Here is a 15922-nt window from a genome sequence, read left to right on the forward strand (position 1 = left end):
CGTCGTGCGGGGCGAGGCCCGAACCGCGGCGCGCGCCCTGCCCTCGCGGGGCCGATGGCTCTACGGAGGGTCCGATCCGCGGCGCAGGCCCTGCATGCGCCCGGACCGGAGAGGACCGTCAGGAGACGCGCGTGACCGAAGCGACCGGGCCGTACTGGCCGACGGATGACTGGGCGGAGCAGGACCCGGGTGCGGCGGGGCTCGATGCCGGGCGGCTCGCGGACGCGGTCGCCTTCGCGCAGGCCCACGAGAGCGCGTGGCCGCGCAGCCTGTACTATCCCGACGGGCGCTACGTCGGGATCGTCGAGTGGAACGAGACGGGGCCCTGGAGCACCGTCGACGGGCCGGTGCGCCCGCGCGGCGGCCCGGCGGGCGTGATCCTGAAGGGCGGCCGGCGCGTCGCCGCCTGGGGCGACACGGCCCGCCCGGACATGACCTTCTCGATCGCCAAGAGCTACCTCGCGGTGCTGGCCGGCCTCGCCCACGACGACGGCCTGATCCCCGACGTCGACGCGCCGGTGCGCGACAGCGTACCCGACCCGCTCCTCGACGGCCCGCACAACGGCGCGATCACGTGGCGCCACCTCCTGCAGCAGTCGAGCGAGTGGCAGGGGACCCTGTTCGGCAAGTCCGATCAGGTCGATCATTTCCGGCAGATCGGCCCGAGCGCCGACAACAGCCGCAAGGGCGAGGCGCGGGCGCTGCGGCGCCCCGGCACCTACTACGAGTACAACGACGTCCGGGTGAACCTGCTGTCGTACTGCCTGATGCGCCGCTTCGGCCGGGCCCTCCCGGACGTGCTCCGCGAGCGGATCATGGATCCGATCGGCGCCTCCCGCGACTGGGCGTGGCACGGCTACGACACGGCCTGGGTCGCGGTCGACGGCGCGCGGGTCCAGTCGGTCCCCGGCGGCGGCCACTGGGGCGGCGGCCTGTTCATCGGGGCCGACGACCACGCCCGCTTCGGCCTCCTCGTCGCCCGCGGCGGCACCTGGAACGGGCGGCAGCTGCTCTCGGAGCGCTGGATCCGCGCCATGCTGACGCCCTCTCCGACCCTCGACAACTACGGCTACCTCTGGTGGCTGAACCGCGGCGCGGCCGCCAAGCCGGAACTGCCGGCCTCGGCCTTCAGCGCCCTCGGGGCGGGCAACAACGTGATCTGGTGCGGCCCCGAGCACGACCTCGTCGCGGTCCTGCGCTGGATCGACAAGGCGGCCCTCGACGGCTTCCTGCTGCGCCTCGTGGCGGCCCAGCGCTCGTAGGCGGGCCGGCGGCGCTAGCGGCCCCGGACGTGATCGACGAAGCTCCGGAGGACCGGCCGCATCAGGCGGCGGCTCGGGTAGTAGAGGAAGAAGCCCGGGAAGGGCGGGCACCACGCGTCGAGGACCCGGATCAGGCGGCCGGCCGCGATGTCGGCCGCCACCTGCGCCTCGAAGAGGTAGGCGAGGCCGGCGCCGCCGCGCGCAGCTTCGGCCACCAGCCCGTCATCGTCGAGGACGAGGGTGCCGGTGACCGGGATCGACTGGGCGATCCCGTCCTTCTCGAGTTCCCAGAGGTAGAGGCCGCCGCTCGGGAAGCGGCGCCGGACGCAGACATGCCGGTGCAGGTCCTGCGGGTCCGCGGGCGTCCCGTGACGCGCGAGATAGTCCGGCGCGGCGACGATCGCGCCGCGCTGCGGCGGGCCGAGCGGCACCGCGATCATGTCCTGGTCCAGGCTCTCGGCGAAGCGGACGCCGGCATCGAACCCCTCGGCGACGATGTCGCGGAAGCCGTCCTGCGCGCGGATCTCGATCTCGACGCCCGGATGCGCACGGGTGAACGCGACGGCGAGCGGCACCAGCAGCATCTCGGCGGCCGACCGCGGCACCGAGATTCGCAGCGTCCCGGTGAGCCGCCGCTCCGCGGCGGTCGCCACCTCGACCGCGTCGGCGATCGCCGCGAGGGCGGGCTCGAGACCGTCGAGCAGGCGCTGGCCCGCCTCGGTCGGGGCGACGCTGCGGGTCGTCCGCGCGAGGAGGCGCACGCCGAGGCTCGCCTCCAGGCCGTTGATCGCGTGGCTCACCGCCGAGACCGAGAGCCCGAGATCGCGCGCGGCGCCGCGGAAACTCCGGCGCGCCGCGACCGCGGCGAAGAGCGACAGGGCGGGGAGGTCGGCGCGTCTCACTGTTGAGCCGCATAGAACAGCCTGCGCCGCAGGTCACGGATTATCGCCGCCGGCGCCCCGTGCGAAGTCCGGCCCGCATCACGGGAGGCCCGCATGGATCATCGCCGACTCGTAACCGAACTCACCGTCTCCGCCCTCGGCCTCGGCTGCATGGGCATGAGCTACGCCTATGGCGGCCAGCCCGAGGGCGAGGCCACCGCCACGCTGCGCCGCGCCGTCGACCTCGGCATCACCCTCTTCGACACGGCCGAGATGTACGGCCCCTTCGAGAACGAGAAGCTGGTGGGCAAGGCCCTGGCGCCGGTCCGCGACCGGGTGATCATCGCCACCAAGTTCGGCTTCAAGATCTCCGAGACCGGCCAGGGTCCCGACCGGATCATCGGCGTCGACAGCCGGCCCGAGCACGTCCGGGCGGTCTGCGACGCCTCGCTCCGGCGCCTCGGCGTCGACGTCATCGACCTGTTCTACCAGCACCGGGTGGACCCGGCGGTGCCGATCGAGGACACGGTCGGTGCCATGGCCGATCTCGTGCGGGCCGGCAAGGTCCGGGCGCTCGGCCTGTCCGAGGCCGGCGCTGCCACGATCCGGCGGGCCCACGCGGTCCACCCCATCGCCGCCGTGCAGAGCGAGTACTCCCTCTGGAGCCGCGATCCCGAGGCCGAGGTGCTGCCGACCTGCCGCGAACTCGGGATCGGCTTCGTGCCGTACAGCCCCCTGGGGCGCGGACTCCTGACCGGCGCGATCCGCGACCGCGACAGCCTCGCCGCCGACGATTACCGCCGCACGATGCCGCGCTTCGCGGCGGAGAACCTCGCGGCCAACCAGCGGCTGCTCGACACGCTCGCCGCCCTGGCGCGCGACAAGGGCGTCACGCCGGCCCAGCTCGCCATCGCCTGGGTGCTGAACCAGGGCGACTTCATCGTGCCGATCCCGGGCGCCCGCAAGATCCGGAACCTCGAGGAGAACGCGGCGGCGGCCGGTCTCGTCCTGGCCGAGGCCGACCTGCGGGCCATCGCGGACGCGATGCCCGCCGAGGCGGTGACCGGCGACCGCTACGGCGCCGCCGGGCTGGCGATGGTCGGTCTCTGAACCGTCAGAGCGCCGCGATGGTCTCGGCCATCGCGCGCGCCCGCGGCACGAGGCTTCCCACTTCCAGATACTCGTCGGGCGAGTGGGCCTTGCCGCCCACCGGGCCCACGGCGCAGAGCGTGGGGCACCCGACGCTGGCGGTGAAGCCCGAATCGGCGCAGCCGCCTGCGAACTCGCCGGTGACGGGGTTGCCGCCCTCCGCGCTCACCCTTGCGTAGGTGTCGAACAGCGCCCGCGAGGCCTCGTCCTGCACGAGCGGCAGGAACTCGCCCTTGATGGTGAGATGCGCGGTCGTGTCCGGCACCGTCGATCCGGCCACGATCGCGGCGATCCGGTCCATGGCGGCCTCGCGGTCGGGCGGGGTCACGTAGCGCAGGTCGATCTCGCAGGTGACCCGGGGCGCCACGGTGTTCACCGACTGGCCGCCGGAGACCAGGCCGACATTGACCGTGGTGCCGCGGTCGAGGTCGGTGAGCGCGTGGAGCGCGACGGTCTTGTGGGCGAGCTCTAGGATGGCGCTGCGCCCGTCGGCGTAGTTGCCGCCGGAATGGGCCGCCCTGCCGAGCACCTCGAGGTGCATGAACACCCCGCCCTTGCGGCCGGTGACGACGTTGCCGGTCGGCCGCCCCGGCTCGGAATTCAGCACCGCGCGGGCGCCCCGGGCGGTCTCCTCGATGATCGGCCGGCAGGCCGGCGAGCCGATCTCCTCGTCGCTGGTGAACAGGCCGACGAGCGGCACCGGCGCGCCGCCGGCGCGGTGGTAGGCGGCCAGCACGAAGGCGTTCATCACGAGGCCCGCCTTCATGTCGGCGACGCCCGGCCCGTAGGCGCGCCCGTCGGCGACCCGGAACGGCCGGCGGGCCGGCTCCCCCTTCGGGAAGACGGTGTCGCGGTGGCCCATGAGCACGACCGGGCGGTTGCCGCCACCCGATCCGGCCACGCTCGCCTTCAGCGCGTCGCCGTAGCCGTCGACCGGGATCGTGGTGACCGGGATGCCGTGGCCGGCGAGGAACTCCGCGATGCGGATGCCGACCGCGTCGACGCCCGGCTTGTCGTAGGAGCCGGAATCGATGTTCACCAATTCCTCGAGGAGCGCCAGCATCGCGCCCTCCTGCCCGTCGAGCCAGCGGAGGACGTCGGTGTCATGGGCGGTCATGGGAGCCTCGTACCGGGGTCAGCAGGATTGCGCAGACCGTCTTTGCGAGCGCAGCGAAGCAACCCAGCGTCGCGCAACCTCTGGCAGCATAGCGCAGACTGGATTGCTTCGCTCCGCTCGCAAGGACGGCGCCGCGCCCGTACGATCCGCCGATCTGGTCGGCCGCGCCTACTCGACCGTGACCGACTTGGCGAGATTGCGGGGCTGGTCGACGTCTTTCCCCATGAACACCGCCGTGTGGTAGGCGAGCAGCTGGATCGGCACCGCGTACACGATCGGCGCCACCGTCGGGTCGAGCGCCGGCATGGTGAAGGTCGCGAGCGTGTCGAGCCCGTGCTCGGCCGCGCCCTTGGCGTCGCCGATCAGCACGATGCGCCCGCCGCGGGCGGCCACCTCCTGCATGTTCGAGACGGTCTTCTCGAACACCGCGTCGTGCGGCGCGATCACGATCACCGGCACGCTCTCGTCGATCAGCGCGATCGGCCCGTGCTTCAGCTCGCCCGCCGCGTAGCCCTCGGCGTGGATGTAGCTGATCTCTTTGAGCTTCAGCGCGCCTTCCAGCGCCATCGGGTAGCTGGTGCCGCGGCCGAGATAGAGCACGTCCCGCGCCTTCGCGACCTCCCGGGCCAGACCCTCGATCGCCGCCTCGTGGGTGAGCGCCTCGGCCATCAGGCCCGGCGCCTTGATCAGGCCGTCGATCAGCCGCCGCTCGCCCGCCGCGTCGAGGGTGCCGCGGGCCCGGCCCGCCGCGATGGCGAGGCAGAGCAGCACGGTGAGCTGGCACGAGAACGCCTTGGTGGAGGCGACGCCGATCTCCGGCCCGGCCAGCGTCGGCATCACCACGGAGGATTCCCGCGCGATCGTCGAGGTCGGCACGTTGACCACGCTCAGCGTGTGCTGGCCCTTCGACTTCGCGTAGCGCAGGGAAGCCAGGGTGTCGGCGGTCTCGCCCGACTGCGAGATGACCAGCGTCAGCCCGTCCTTCTCGAGCGGCGCCTCGCGGTAGCGGGCCTCGGAGGCGACGTCGATCTCCACCGGCAGGCGGGCCACCTGCTCGAACCAGTACCGGGCGACGAGCCCCGCGTAGTAGGCCGTGCCGCAGGCGGTGATGTACACGCGGCTGAGCTTGGCGAAGTCGAAGGGCAGCGCCTCGGGCAGCGCGACCCGCCCCTGCGCCATGTCGACGTAGTGGGCGAGCGTGCGGCCCACCACCTCGGGCTGCTCGTGGATCTCCTTGGCCATGAAGTGGCGGTACTCGCCCTTGTCGATCCGGTAGGCCTGCGTGGCGATCGTCTGCCGGGCGCGCTCGACCGTGGCGCCCGACGCGTCGCGGATCTCGGCGCCGCCCCGGGACAGGATCGCCCAGTCGCCCTCGTCGAGATACGTGATGGCGTCGGTGAACGGGGCGAGCGCCAGGGCGTCGGAGCCCAGGTAGGTCTCGCCCTCGCCGAAGCCGATGGCCAGCGGCGCGCCGTGGCGGGCCCCGATCAGCAGGTTCTCCTCGCCGGAGAAGAGGAAGCCCAGCGCGAAGGCGCCGCGCAGCCGCGGCAGGGCGGCGGCCACGGCCTCCACCGGCCCCATCTGCCGGTCCATGTTGCGGCTGACGAGCTGGGCGACGACCTCGGTGTCGGTCTCGGTCTCGAAGACGACGCCGTCGGCCTCCAGCTCCTGCTTGAGCTCGCGGAAATTCTCGATGATGCCGTTGTGCACGACGGCCAGGCGCTTGGTGGCGTGCGGGTGGGCGTTGGTCTCGTTGGGCCGGCCGTGGGTCGCCCAGCGGGTGTGGCCGATGCCGATCGTGCCGGTGAGCGGCTCCTGGGCGAGCCTGGCTTCCAGGTTGACCAGCTTGCCCGAGGCCCGGCGCCGCGCCAGCCGGCCGTGCTCCAGGGTGGCGATGCCGGCGGAATCGTAGCCGCGGTACTCGAGCCGCCGCAGGGCCTCGATCACCTGCCCCGCCACCGCGTCGCGCCCGACGATGCCGACGATGCCGCACATAGGAGTGTCTCTCGCTGTCGCGCCCGGATGGCCGCGCGCAGGTCGTGCGCAAGGTCCGGGCCGCCCCGCGCCGTGCGGGGCCGAGCGGGACTTCTACCGGATCGGCACCGCGCAGGGCCAGCCCCGCCCGCGCGGCGTGTCCGGCCTCACGCCTTCCCGCGCCGCGCCTTCTCGACCTGCAGCGCCGCGCGCTTCTCCCCGGCCCAGCCCGGCTTCACCGCCTGCCGGCCCCGGGCCACCGCCATGGCGTCGGCCGGCACGTCGTCGGTGATCACCGAGCCGGAGGCGACGTAGGCCCCCTCCCCCACCGAGACGGGGGCGACCAGCGCCGAGTTCGAGCCGATGAACGCGCCCGCGCCGATCGTGGTCCGGTGCTTGAGCACGCCGTCGTAATTGCAGGTGATCGTGCCGGCGCCGATATTGGCTTTGGCGCCGACCTCCGCGTCGCCGAGATACGTGAGGTGCGCGGCCTTGGCGCCGGCACCCATCCGGGCGTTCTTCAGCTCGACGAAATTGCCGAGCTCCGCGCCGGCCTCCAGCACGGCGTTGCCGCGCAGCCGCACGAACGGCCCGATCTTCACGCCCGTCTCCAGGCTGGTCTCGGTGAGATGCGCGAAGGCCCGCACGGTGCAGCACTCCGCGACCCGCACGCCGGGGCCGAACACGACGTTGGGCTCCACGATCACGTCGCGTCCCAGCACCGTGTCGTGGCTGAGGAACACCGTCTCGGGGGCGATCAGCGTGGCGCCGCCCAGCATCGCGCTGCGGCGCAGCTGCGCCTGGATCGCGGCCTCCGCGACGCTGAGCTGCACCCGGTCGTTCACGCCCTGCGCCTCGGCCTCGTCCACCGGCACGACCGTGACGGGCAGCCCGTCGGCGACCGCGAGCGCCACCGCGTCGGGCAGGTAGTACTCGCCGGCGGCGTTGTCGTTGCCGATGCGGGTGAGCAGGGCCAGGGCGTGCCGTCCGGCGAGCGCCATCAGCCCGGCATTGCACAGGGTCACGGCCCGCTCGGCCGCGCTCGCGTCCTTCTCCTCGCGGATGGCGAGCACGCGGTCGCCCTCGGTCAGCACCCGCCCGTAGCCGGAGGGTGTCGCCGTCTCGAAGGCCAGCACGGCCACCGCGGCGCCGTCGGCCAGGGGCGCGCGGAGGCGCAGGAAGGTGTCGGCCGAGACGAGCGGCGTGTCGCCGAAGGCGATCACCACGTCGTCGTCGGGGTGGGCCAGGATCTCGCGGGCGGCGAGCACCGCGTGGGCGGTACCGAGGCGCTCGGCCTGCGGGAAAACCCGGGCGCCGGGGGCGGCCCGCGCGATCTCGGCGGCGACGTCGTCGCGGCCGGGCTCGGCCACCACGGCGATCCGGCCCGCGCCCGCCGCCTGGACGGCGGCCAGGACGTGGCCGAGCATGCTGCGCCCGGCGATCCGGTGCAGCACCTTCGGCAGGTCCGAGCGCATCCGCGTGCCCTTCCCGGCCGCGAGCACGATGGCGGTGAGGCTGCGCGAGGGCGTTCCGGTCGGGGTCATCGCGGGTCCAGGCATCGATCGAGGGCCAAGACGGATGGGCCGGACGGGCGCCCGGCGCAACCCCGTCCGGGCCGATCAGCGCAGCGCCAGGGCGACGTGCTGGCCCGAGCCGTGGGCGAAGCGCTCCCTGCGGCGCTCGATCGAGCTCGGGATCCGCAGGGATTCCCGGTACTTCGCCACCGTGCGCCGGGCGATGTCGACGCCCTCCCCGCGCAGCTTCTGCACCAGGGCGTCGTCGGACAGCACGTCGTCCGGCGTCTCGCCGTCGACGAGCTGCTTGATGCGGTGGCGCACCGCCTCGGAGGAGTGGGCGGCCGCGCCGGCCGCCCCGGGGATCGCCGCGGTGAAGAAGTACTTCATCTCCAGGGTCCCGCGGCTCGTGCCGATGGCCTTGTTGGAGGTGACCCGCGAGACGGTCGATTCGTGCATGCCGATCGCCTCGGCCACGGTCTTGAGGTTCAGCGGCCGCAGGTGGGTGACGCCGTGGACGAAGAACCCGTCCTGCTGGCGGACGATCTCGGTGGCGACCTTCAGGATGGTGCGGGCGCGCTGCTCCAGCGAGCGGGTCAGCCAGTTGGCGTTCTGGAGGGCCTCCGACAGGAAGGCCTTGTCGCCCTCCGCGGCGGCGTTGCGCGAGACGCGGGCGTAGTAGCTCTGGTTCACCAGGACCCGGGGCAGCGCCTCGCTGTTCAGCTCGACCAGCCAGGAGCCGTCCGGCGCGGCGCGCACGAACACGTCCGGGACCAGGACCTCGACGGCGCTCGACCCGAAGGCCCGGCCTGGCTTCGGATCCAGGCGGCGGATCTCGCCCAGCATGTCGACGAGGTCCTCGTCGTCGACGCCGCAGAGCCGGCGCAGGGCCGCGAAATCGCGCTTGGCCACGAGGTCCAGCCGCGAGACCAGCGCCTGCATCGCCGGGTCGAACCGGTCGCGCTCGCGCAACTGGATCGCGAGGCACTCGGCGAGGTCGCGGGCCGCGATCCCGGGCGGGTCGAAGGTCTGGACCAGCGCCAGCATCCGGCCGACGAGGGCCGGGTCGGCGCCGAGCCGCTCGGCCACGCCCTCCACCGTCTCGCGCAGGTAGCCGGCCTCGTCGACGGCGTCGATCAGGAAGCCGCCGATCAACCGCTCGGCCGGCTCCCGGGTCGCGAGGTCGAGCTGGCCCGCGAGGTGCTCGCGCAGCGAGGTCTCGGCCGTGAGGGTCGCCTCGAAATCGGGCGCCTCGGCGTCGAAGCTGCCGCCGGTGCTGCCGTAGGGCGGCGGCGTCAGCGAGAGCATGTCGCCCCCGCCCGCCTCGCGCGCCTGGACGGGGCTCTCGTCGGGGAAGACGTTGTCGAGGCGCGTGTCGAAGTCGCTCTCGATCTCGCCGCGGCTCGGGTTGAGGTCGGCCGAGAGCCACGAGTCGGGCTCCGGCGCGTCGAAGCCGTCGGACCCCGCCTCCTCGGCATGGCTGCCCGATTCGGCGGCGTCACCCGCGGCGGGCAGGTCCGGCTCGGCGCGCTCCAGCAGCGGGTTGCGTTCCAGCTCGGCCTCGACGTAGGCCGAGAGATCGAGGTGCGAGAGTTGGAGAAGCTTGATCGCCTGCAGGAGCTGCGGCGTCATCACCAGGGCCTGGCCCTGACGCACTTCCAGCCGTTGCACCAAACTCATGCGAGGCCCCGATGCCCTTCCGGCGCGGTTCGCCAGCCGGAGCCACGCTGCTCACGGCATGGTTCTTGCTTGCTCCGTCGCACTTTCTGTAACGCGATCCGACCCGCGCGTCAAAGCGCGACCGTGCACGCCGCTGTTGGCAAGTGCACGGCGCTGCGGGACGCGCAGCGTTCCAGTCACATCCCGATCCGCCGCCCGGCAGTCTGAGGGCAGATCTTAAAGGAAGGTTTGCGCAATCATCCGCGCGCATTTGCCAGGACATCCGAAATCCGCCGGCAAAGCTTTGTCTGGTTGCAGACGCTTCCCCCGCTAGATGCAATATCCGCTCGCTATTCCGTGTTGATCCGAGCATGGCTCGGGGGTGCGCCGCGGTTCCCGCACGAGAGCCGCTGCGCGGAGGTCGATTTCTGCGTACGCGTTTGCCGATGCCGCATCAGAACCGCCTTCTGGCCGCCCTATCCGAGGCGGATGGCGCACTGCTCGGGCCTCATCTGGAGGCGATCGACCTGCCCCTCGGCAAAGTGCTCGTCGAGCCGGCCGCCGCGATCCCGCACGCGGTCTTCATCGACACCGGCCTGTGCTCGGTGGTGTCGACCCTCGCCGAGGGCGGCCGGATCGAGGTCGGCCTGTTCGGACGCGACGGCATGGCCGCACCGGCGCTGCTGCTCGGAACCGACACGATCCCTTACCAGATCTTCATGCAGGTCGCCGGTCGGGGGCGCCGGATCTCCGTGCCGGCCCTGCGCGACGCGCTGAAATCCAGCCCGTCGCTACGCAACCTGCTGCTGCGCTACGTCCAGACCTTCCTGGTCCAGGTCGCCCAGACCGCGATCGCCAACGCGGGCGCGCCCGCCGAGGAGCGGCTCGCGCGGTGGCTCCTCATGTACCACGACCGTCAGGACGGCGACGACCTGTCCGTGACGCACGAATTCCTGTCGATCATGCTCGGCGTGCGCCGCCCGACCGTCACGGTCGCGATCCACACCCTGGAGGGCGCCGGCCTGATCCGCGCCCGGCGCGGCCGCATCCGGGTCCTCAGCCGCACGCGCCTGGAGGAGGCCGCCGGCCAGACCTACGGCCCGGCCGAGGCCGAGTACGAGCGCCTGATCGGCCCGCTGCGGCGGCCTCAGAGCACGCTGGCGTAGGGGACTTCGGCCACCACCGCGCCGGCCTCGTCGGTGATGACGAAGGTGTCGGCGCGCCAGCCGCGCGGCGCGCCGTAGACGTGCGGCAGGCGGCGCATCTCGCGCAGGATGTCGCGGGCGAGGTGCTCGGCCGCCGTCCGATCGGGCAGATCGTCGCCCTCTCGATCGGCGATCAGCGTCCCGTGACGTCGGACGTTGAGGAAGAAACGGGGCAGGTCACATCCCCTTCGAGCGTCGGCCAGCGGGGCCTTCGGGGCGCCCGTCGAAGACCGCGTGCCGCGCCATCGGGAACGGCGTCGCGGGCCTGAGCGGCGTGTCGGATCGGCGCGAACCACGCCGCGCGGGTTAACGGCCGCCGAGTGTCCGCCGAGACGGGCGGCCCGCGCAAGGGCAGCCCGAGCGAGGGCAACCCGCACGAGGGCGGCTGCGGCAGTTCGCGCACCGACGGGTACCGGGCCGACCGCGCCGGCCATATCGTACTTTCGTGCAGAGGGTTCGGGGCCGGATCAGTCCGGCCGCACGCGCGGCGTCTGTCCACACTCATACATTTTTCTGAGGGCGGGTGGATCGCGGCCCGCGCGGCTGCGTTCTCCGCGCGGTCGCCGCGGCGCGAGGATCCGGCGGCCCGTCGCGCGAGGCCGTGCGGCGCCCACACACAGGTTAACGACACCGCTCAGGTCGCGGCGCACGCTCCTCAGCTGGCCGTGAGGTTCTGCGCCATGCGCTACTTCACCGATTTCACCGACGACCGCGGCCTGTCCCTCGACGAGGAGGGGCTGCCCTTCGCCGATCGTCACGAGGCGTGCCTGTCGGCGACCGAGGCCCTGATCGAGGCCGTGCATGACCGGCTCCGCGTCCGGGCGGACCGGCCGGCCCCCGGAGATGTGGGACTGGTGCTGGAGGCGCGGGTCCGCGACGCGACCGGCAGCACGGTCTTCCGCGCCCGCCTCACCCTCGACCTGGACTGGCAGCCCTCCGACGGCTGAGCGCGGGCCCTACCAGCCGCAATTGGGGATCGGCGGCTGCGCCTTGGCCATGGCCGACTTCTCGATCGGCACCATCGCGCCCCAGGCGTATTTCTGGGCGTGGGGCGTGACGTTGGCGAAGAGGCAGCCGAGCTGGAAGTGGGTCGCGCCCATCTCGCCCGCGAAGCCCATGCAGTCCAGGAAGGTCCAGGTCTTCGGCACCGGGGTCATGGACCGCCAGCGCGGCATCGCCACGGGCGAGCAGACTTTGACCGCCCCGGTGCCGTCGTCGGCGTTGAGCGCGTCCCCCTGGCTCTGCGCCGCGGAGGGGGCGAGGCCGAGCAGGAGGATTGCCGCGAGAATCGCTCGGCCGGGGATCAGGGCGTGTCGGCTCATCGGGTCAGCGCATCGTCCACCACAGGGCCGCGAGGATCGCGAAGCCGAGAACGTTGTAGAGGATCGCCCAGATCCAGACACCCAGGACTGCGCGGCTCGGCTGCCGTGGTCGCGACCGGCCGGGGCGCAGGCGGTTCCGGTCCTCCGGTGTCGGCCAGATCGCCGCCCGGGGTGCCTTGAGGAGCCGCGTCAGCGCCTCCGGGAGGTGCGGGCCGTGCGGTGTCTCGCCGGTCATGGCAGTCTCCGATGCGACGATGGGCCGGGCCGGGTCGCGCCCGCCCGGCGCCGGACCTGTCCGGGCGACCCGAGATCCGGCGGCGGCGGCGCTCACAGCACCGTGCCGGGTGCTGGCGGGTAGTACTGGTAGGCCCAGGTCTCGGACAGCAGCCGATCCCCGGATCTCAGCTGCAGACGCATCTCCACCGGATCCGGACCCTCGGCGTAGACCTTGAGAAAGACCCGCCAGGGGCTCGGCTTGCCGTAGGGCGCCCAGGTGGCGCCGACTTCCTCCACGCTGCCGCGCGACAGGGTGAGCGCGACCGTGGCCTTCTCGGGATCGAGGCCCGACAGGGCCGCGCCCTCGAATTCCAGCACGAACTGCCGCACGAGGTTGGCCCGGCCCGGGCGTCTGTCGGCATCCGCGAGCCACGCGGCCTTGGTGGCCCGGGTCGCGACGCACCGGGCGAGGTCGGTGGCGACCGGCTCCTTGACGGTCCAGCGCAGCCGGTAGGCGAAGCTGCGGTCCGACCCGGCCTGCGGCGCGTCGTCCGGCACCCAGAGAGCGACGATGTTGTCGTCGGTCTCCTGATGGGTCGGGATCTCCACGAGCTGGACGCTGCCGCGGCCCCAGTCGCCCTGCGGCTCGACCCAGATGTCGGGCCGGTTCTCCTCGAAGCCGTCGTCGATGTAGTTCTCGTAGGCGCGGTCGCGCTGGAGCAGGCCGAAGCCCTTCGGCGACCGGTCGGCGAAGGCGCTGACGCTGAGGCGGGGTGGGTTGTTGAGCGGCCGCCAGATCAGCTCGTCGGCGCCGGTCTGCATCAGCAGCCCGTCGGAATCGTGCACCTCGGGCCGCCAGTCGCTCGCGAGGAAGCGGCTCATGCCCTCCGAGTACCACAGCATCGAGGTCAGGGGCGCCATGCCGAACCGCTCGACCGCCTTGCGCATGTAGACCGTGCAGGCGACGTCGATGACGACGTGCGGCTCCTTCCGGGCGACGAACCGGTAGGCGCCGGTGAGGCTCCGGCCCTCGAGGAGCGCCAGCACGGTCACGGCGCCGTCCGCGGCCGGGCTGACGTAGAAGCGCGTGAAGACCGGGAATTCCTCGGTCTTCCCGGGCCCGGGCGCCGTGTCGATCGCGATGCCCCGGGCCGAGGCCCCGTACTGGGCTCCGTCCCCGGCGGCGCGGAAGTACGAAGCGCCCAGGAAGGCCAGCCAGTCGCCGTCGTCGCCCGGCTGCCCGGCGGGCGCCTTCTGGAACCGGAACCCCGCGAAGCCCGCCCCGTCCGGAACGTCCTTGGCCGGGTTGCCCGGCGGGTAGGTGAACAGGTCGTGGCTGTAGAGCACCTCGCGGGCCTGCCCGCCCTCCAGGGCGTAGACCTTCACGGGATGGCGGAAGAAGTTGCCGAGGTGGAAGAAGGTCACCGGGTACGGGCTGTCGGCGAACAGGGCGTGGCCCGGCGGGGAGCGGATCTCCTGGAGCGGCCCGTAGGTCAGGGCGTCGAGGGCCGCCGAGGCGGGCGCCTCCGGTGGCGGCGCGTAGGGCCGGTCCCGCAGCGTCCGGGCGAGATCCTTCAGCCGGTCGAGGTCCATGGGCTCGGGCGGTGCGAGGCGTGGCCCGCCGCCGGCGGCCCGGGCGAGGCCGGGATACGGCGCGAGGGCGAGGAGCCCGATGGCGGTCAGGACGCGGCGCGTGATCAAGCTGGAACCCCCGGATTCGGTCGGGCCTCGCGACCCGCGCCGCCCTCTAGCCACGCCGGCGCGGCGGCGCAATTTCCCGGCCGCGGCTCAGCTCCGCGGACCGCAGTTGCCGGTGCTGCCGTCGGTCGTCCAGAGGTTGGCGCCGCCCCCCGGCGGGCACTGCCCCGGCAGCGCCAGGGTGATCAGCTTCGCGAAGGTGTTGGCCTCGTCCTCGCCGTAGCCGATCTCGCCGACCATGCGGCCGGTCCTGTCGAACAGCGCCACGGTGGCGGAATGCTCCATCGTGTAGTCGCCGTCCTTGGTCGGCACGCGCTTGTAGGCGACGTGGTAGGCGTCGGCCATGCGGGCGACCTGCTGCGGCGTGCCGACGAAGCCGCGGATCCGCGGATCGAACGAGGCCAGGTACGCCCGCAGGGTGTCGGGCGTGTCCCGCTCCGGGTCGAGGGTGACGAAGACGACGTTGAGGCGATCCGCGTCGCGGCCCATCCGGCCGAGGGCCGACGCCAGGGTCGCGAGCGTGGTCGGGCAGACGTCCGGGCAGTGGGTGAAGCCGAAGAACAGGACGGACGGCTTGCCGCGGAGATCGGCCTGGGTCACCGGGCGGCCGTCGAGATCCGCCATCGTGAACGGGCCGCCGACCTTCCGGGAATGGCTGAACCGCGAGCCCTGCTGGAGGACGATCGCCCCGGTGCCGGTGGCGATCACGGCGACGAGGGCGGCGGAGGCGATGAGGGCGAGAGGGCTCGGTGCCATGCTGTGACCTGCGACGGCGCGTCGGGGTGGCCGGTATCGATGCCGCCAATATGGGGTCCGTGTCGACAGGCGTGAGGCCGCGGCGCCCCGTGCGGGACCGGACCTGGAGAGGCGACGACGTCAGGAACACGCCCGGGAGAGGCCGGTTGGCCAGGGTACGGGCGCTCGCGCCATCCGGTGCCGGGACACCCGGGCCGCGGGCCCGACCGTCCCCTCCGCGACCGTGCACGGGAGCCGCCCCAGATGGCCCAGCAGATCCCCGTCGACCCGCAGGCCCGGGCCGACGATCCCCGCCGCGACGCCGAGCGGGACGACGCCACCCACGCCATCGCCGACGACGTCGCCTATCAGCGCCACGTCCTGGTCAACGTCGTGTTCGTGGGGCCCCCCGGCGCGGGCGACCGGGGTTGGGTCCTGATCGATGCCGGCGTGGTGGGCGCGAAGCGCGGGATCGAGGCCGCGGCCCGGGCCCGCTTCGGCGAAGGCGCCCGGCCGGCCGCGATCGTCCTGACCCACGGCCATTTCGACCACGTCGGCGTCCTGGAGGACCTCGCGAAGGACTGGGACGTCCCGGTCTACGCGCACGCCCTGGAGCGGCCCTATCTCGACGGCAGCGCCGCCTACCCGACGCCGGATCCGAGCGTCGGCGGCGGACTCCTCGGCCGCCTGTCGCCGCTGTTCCCGACGAGCCCGGTCGACGTCTCCGGGCGGCTCCGCCTCCTTCCGGAGGACGGTTCGGTGCCGCCCCTGCCCGGCTGGCGCTGGATCCACACGCCCGGCCACGCGCCGGGCCACGTCTCGCTCTGGCGGGAGGCCGACCGGACGCTGATCGCGGGCGACGCCTTCATCACCACGGCGCAGGAATCCGCCTACGCGGTCGCGACGCAGGCGCCGGAGCTGCACGGGCCGCCGATGTACCTGACGATCGACTGGCCGGCGGCGCGCGCGTCGGTGCGGGCGCTCGCCGCGCTCGCCCCGGAGCGGGTCATCACCGGACACGGCCGGCCGCTGCAGGGGCCCGAGATGCGCCGCGCCCTCGACGCCCTGGCGGCGGACTTCGACCGGGTCGCGGTGCCGGAGACGGGCCGGTTCGTGGAGCACCCGCTCGAAGCCGCCGACGGCTCCGCCTACAGAGCGCCGCGCTGACCGGCGCGATGCGGCCGCGCGGG

General features: G+C 73.1%; 15 protein-coding genes. 5 read left to right on the plus strand and 10 right to left on the minus strand.

The features are described from left to right. Positions 1 to 131 precede the first annotated feature (131 nt). Positions 132 to 1262: a serine hydrolase domain-containing protein gene (locus BLW78_RS03055; protein ID WP_091676572.1), complete on the plus strand. Its 1131-nt coding sequence runs from the start codon at positions 132 to 134 to the stop codon at positions 1260 to 1262. 14 nt (positions 1263 to 1276) lie between these two features. Here BLW78_RS03055 and BLW78_RS03060 read toward each other — a convergent pair whose 3' ends face one another. After that, positions 1277 to 2164, minus strand: a complete 888-nt coding sequence (locus BLW78_RS03060; protein ID WP_091676574.1) for a LysR family transcriptional regulator — start codon at positions 2162 to 2164, stop codon at positions 1277 to 1279. A gap of 93 nt (positions 2165 to 2257) precedes the next feature. Here BLW78_RS03060 and BLW78_RS03065 point away from each other — a divergent pair, with 93 nt between their 5' ends. Next, complete coding sequence (locus BLW78_RS03065) at positions 2258 to 3253, plus strand: aldo/keto reductase (protein ID WP_091676576.1); 996 nt, start codon at positions 2258 to 2260, stop codon at positions 3251 to 3253. A 4-nt stretch (positions 3254 to 3257) separates the two neighbouring features. Here the strand turns inward: BLW78_RS03065 and BLW78_RS03070 are convergent, their stop codons facing one another. The 4 genes from BLW78_RS03070 to rpoN form a co-directional block, all read right to left on the minus strand. Beyond that, the gene (locus BLW78_RS03070; RefSeq protein ID WP_091676579.1) at positions 3258 to 4409 is read right to left on the minus strand and encodes a M20 family metallopeptidase; all 1152 of its coding nucleotides are present in this window, start codon (positions 4407 to 4409) and stop codon (positions 3258 to 3260) included. Between the two features lie 168 nt (positions 4410 to 4577). Further along, positions 4578 to 6404, minus strand: coding sequence for a glutamine--fructose-6-phosphate transaminase (isomerizing) (gene glmS, locus BLW78_RS03075; protein ID WP_020095050.1), 1827 nt, complete (start codon positions 6402 to 6404; stop codon positions 4578 to 4580). A 146-nt stretch (positions 6405 to 6550) separates the two neighbouring features. Next, positions 6551 to 7927 (minus strand): bifunctional UDP-N-acetylglucosamine diphosphorylase/glucosamine-1-phosphate N-acetyltransferase GlmU, encoded by a 1377-nt coding sequence (gene glmU / locus BLW78_RS03080; RefSeq protein ID WP_091676582.1) that lies wholly within the window; start codon positions 7925 to 7927, stop codon positions 6551 to 6553. A 75-nt stretch (positions 7928 to 8002) separates the two neighbouring features. Next, positions 8003 to 9577, minus strand: a complete 1575-nt coding sequence (gene rpoN, locus BLW78_RS03085) for an RNA polymerase factor sigma-54 (RefSeq protein ID WP_091676585.1) — start codon at positions 9575 to 9577, stop codon at positions 8003 to 8005. Between the two features lie 425 nt (positions 9578 to 10002). On the opposite strand from rpoN, the gene BLW78_RS03090 reads away from it, so the two are divergent. Continuing rightward, positions 10003 to 10722, plus strand: coding sequence for a Crp/Fnr family transcriptional regulator (locus BLW78_RS03090; RefSeq protein WP_056527756.1), 720 nt, complete (start codon positions 10003 to 10005; stop codon positions 10720 to 10722). On the opposite strand, the gene BLW78_RS30885 is transcribed toward BLW78_RS03090, so the two are convergent. Beyond that, positions 10704 to 11195 carry a DUF6894 family protein gene (locus tag BLW78_RS30885; RefSeq protein ID WP_139307668.1) on the minus strand — a complete coding sequence of 164 codons (492 nt, stop codon included), beginning with the start codon at positions 11193 to 11195 and terminating at the stop codon, positions 10704 to 10706. The genes BLW78_RS03090 and BLW78_RS30885 overlap by 19 nt on opposite strands. 246 nt (positions 11196 to 11441) lie before the next feature. On the opposite strand from BLW78_RS30885, the gene BLW78_RS03095 reads away from it, so the two are divergent. Further along, positions 11442 to 11708 (plus strand): DUF6894 family protein, encoded by a 267-nt coding sequence (locus BLW78_RS03095; RefSeq protein ID WP_091676586.1) that lies wholly within the window; start codon positions 11442 to 11444, stop codon positions 11706 to 11708. A gap of 9 nt (positions 11709 to 11717) precedes the next feature. Here BLW78_RS03095 and BLW78_RS03100 read toward each other — a convergent pair whose 3' ends face one another. The 4 genes from BLW78_RS03100 to BLW78_RS03115 form a co-directional block, all read right to left on the minus strand. Continuing rightward, positions 11718 to 12083, minus strand: coding sequence for a hypothetical protein (locus tag BLW78_RS03100; RefSeq protein WP_056527765.1), 366 nt, complete (start codon positions 12081 to 12083; stop codon positions 11718 to 11720). 4 nt (positions 12084 to 12087) lie between these two features. After that, a complete protein-coding gene (locus BLW78_RS03105; protein WP_056527769.1) occupies positions 12088 to 12318 on the minus strand; it encodes a hypothetical protein in 231 nt (76 codons plus the stop codon). A gap of 92 nt (positions 12319 to 12410) precedes the next feature. Then, entirely contained in the window at positions 12411 to 14000 is a 1590-nt protein-coding gene (locus tag BLW78_RS03110; protein WP_091676588.1) for an OpgD/OpgG family glucan biosynthesis protein, read from the minus strand. Between the two features lie 87 nt (positions 14001 to 14087). Then, positions 14088 to 14753, minus strand: coding sequence for an SCO family protein (locus tag BLW78_RS03115; RefSeq protein ID WP_020095041.1), 666 nt, complete (start codon positions 14751 to 14753; stop codon positions 14088 to 14090). Positions 14754 to 14996: 243 nt separating this feature from the next. On the opposite strand from BLW78_RS03115, the gene BLW78_RS03120 reads away from it, so the two are divergent. After that, positions 14997 to 15899, plus strand: a complete 903-nt coding sequence (locus BLW78_RS03120; protein ID WP_091676591.1) for an MBL fold metallo-hydrolase — start codon at positions 14997 to 14999, stop codon at positions 15897 to 15899. Positions 15900 to 15922: the final 23 nt, after the last annotated feature.

This window comes from Methylobacterium sp. 275MFSha3.1, from assembly GCF_900108435.1.
Lineage (GTDB): Bacteria > Pseudomonadota > Alphaproteobacteria > Rhizobiales > Beijerinckiaceae > Methylobacterium.

Excerpts from the sequence above, each read along its gene's own strand:
- rpoN (WP_091676585.1), bottom strand. The coding sequence starts at position 9,577 with ATGAGTTTGGTGCAACGGCTGGAAGTGCGTCAGGGCCAGGCCCTGGTG.
- BLW78_RS03065 (WP_091676576.1), top strand. The coding sequence starts at position 2,258 with ATGGATCATCGCCGACTCGTAACCGAACTCACCGTCTCCGCCCTCGGC.
- BLW78_RS03070 (WP_091676579.1), bottom strand. The coding sequence starts at position 4,409 with ATGACCGCCCATGACACCGACGTCCTCCGCTGGCTCGACGGGCAGGAG.
- BLW78_RS03115 (WP_020095041.1), bottom strand. The coding sequence starts at position 14,753 with ATGGCACCGAGCCCTCTCGCCCTCATCGCCTCCGCCGCCCTCGTCGCC.
- BLW78_RS03090 (WP_056527756.1), top strand. The coding sequence starts at position 10,003 with ATGCCGCATCAGAACCGCCTTCTGGCCGCCCTATCCGAGGCGGATGGC.
- BLW78_RS03120 (WP_091676591.1), top strand. The coding sequence starts at position 14,997 with ATGGCCCAGCAGATCCCCGTCGACCCGCAGGCCCGGGCCGACGATCCC.
- glmU (WP_091676582.1), bottom strand. The coding sequence starts at position 7,927 with ATGACCCCGACCGGAACGCCCTCGCGCAGCCTCACCGCCATCGTGCTC.
- BLW78_RS03100 (WP_056527765.1), bottom strand. The coding sequence starts at position 12,083 with ATGAGCCGACACGCCCTGATCCCCGGCCGAGCGATTCTCGCGGCAATC.
- BLW78_RS03095 (WP_091676586.1), top strand. The coding sequence starts at position 11,442 with ATGCGCTACTTCACCGATTTCACCGACGACCGCGGCCTGTCCCTCGAC.
- glmS (WP_020095050.1), bottom strand. The coding sequence starts at position 6,404 with ATGTGCGGCATCGTCGGCATCGTCGGGCGCGACGCGGTGGCGGGGCAG.
- BLW78_RS03105 (WP_056527769.1), bottom strand. The coding sequence starts at position 12,318 with ATGACCGGCGAGACACCGCACGGCCCGCACCTCCCGGAGGCGCTGACG.
- BLW78_RS30885 (WP_139307668.1), bottom strand. The coding sequence starts at position 11,195 with ATGGCCGGCGCGGTCGGCCCGGTACCCGTCGGTGCGCGAACTGCCGCA.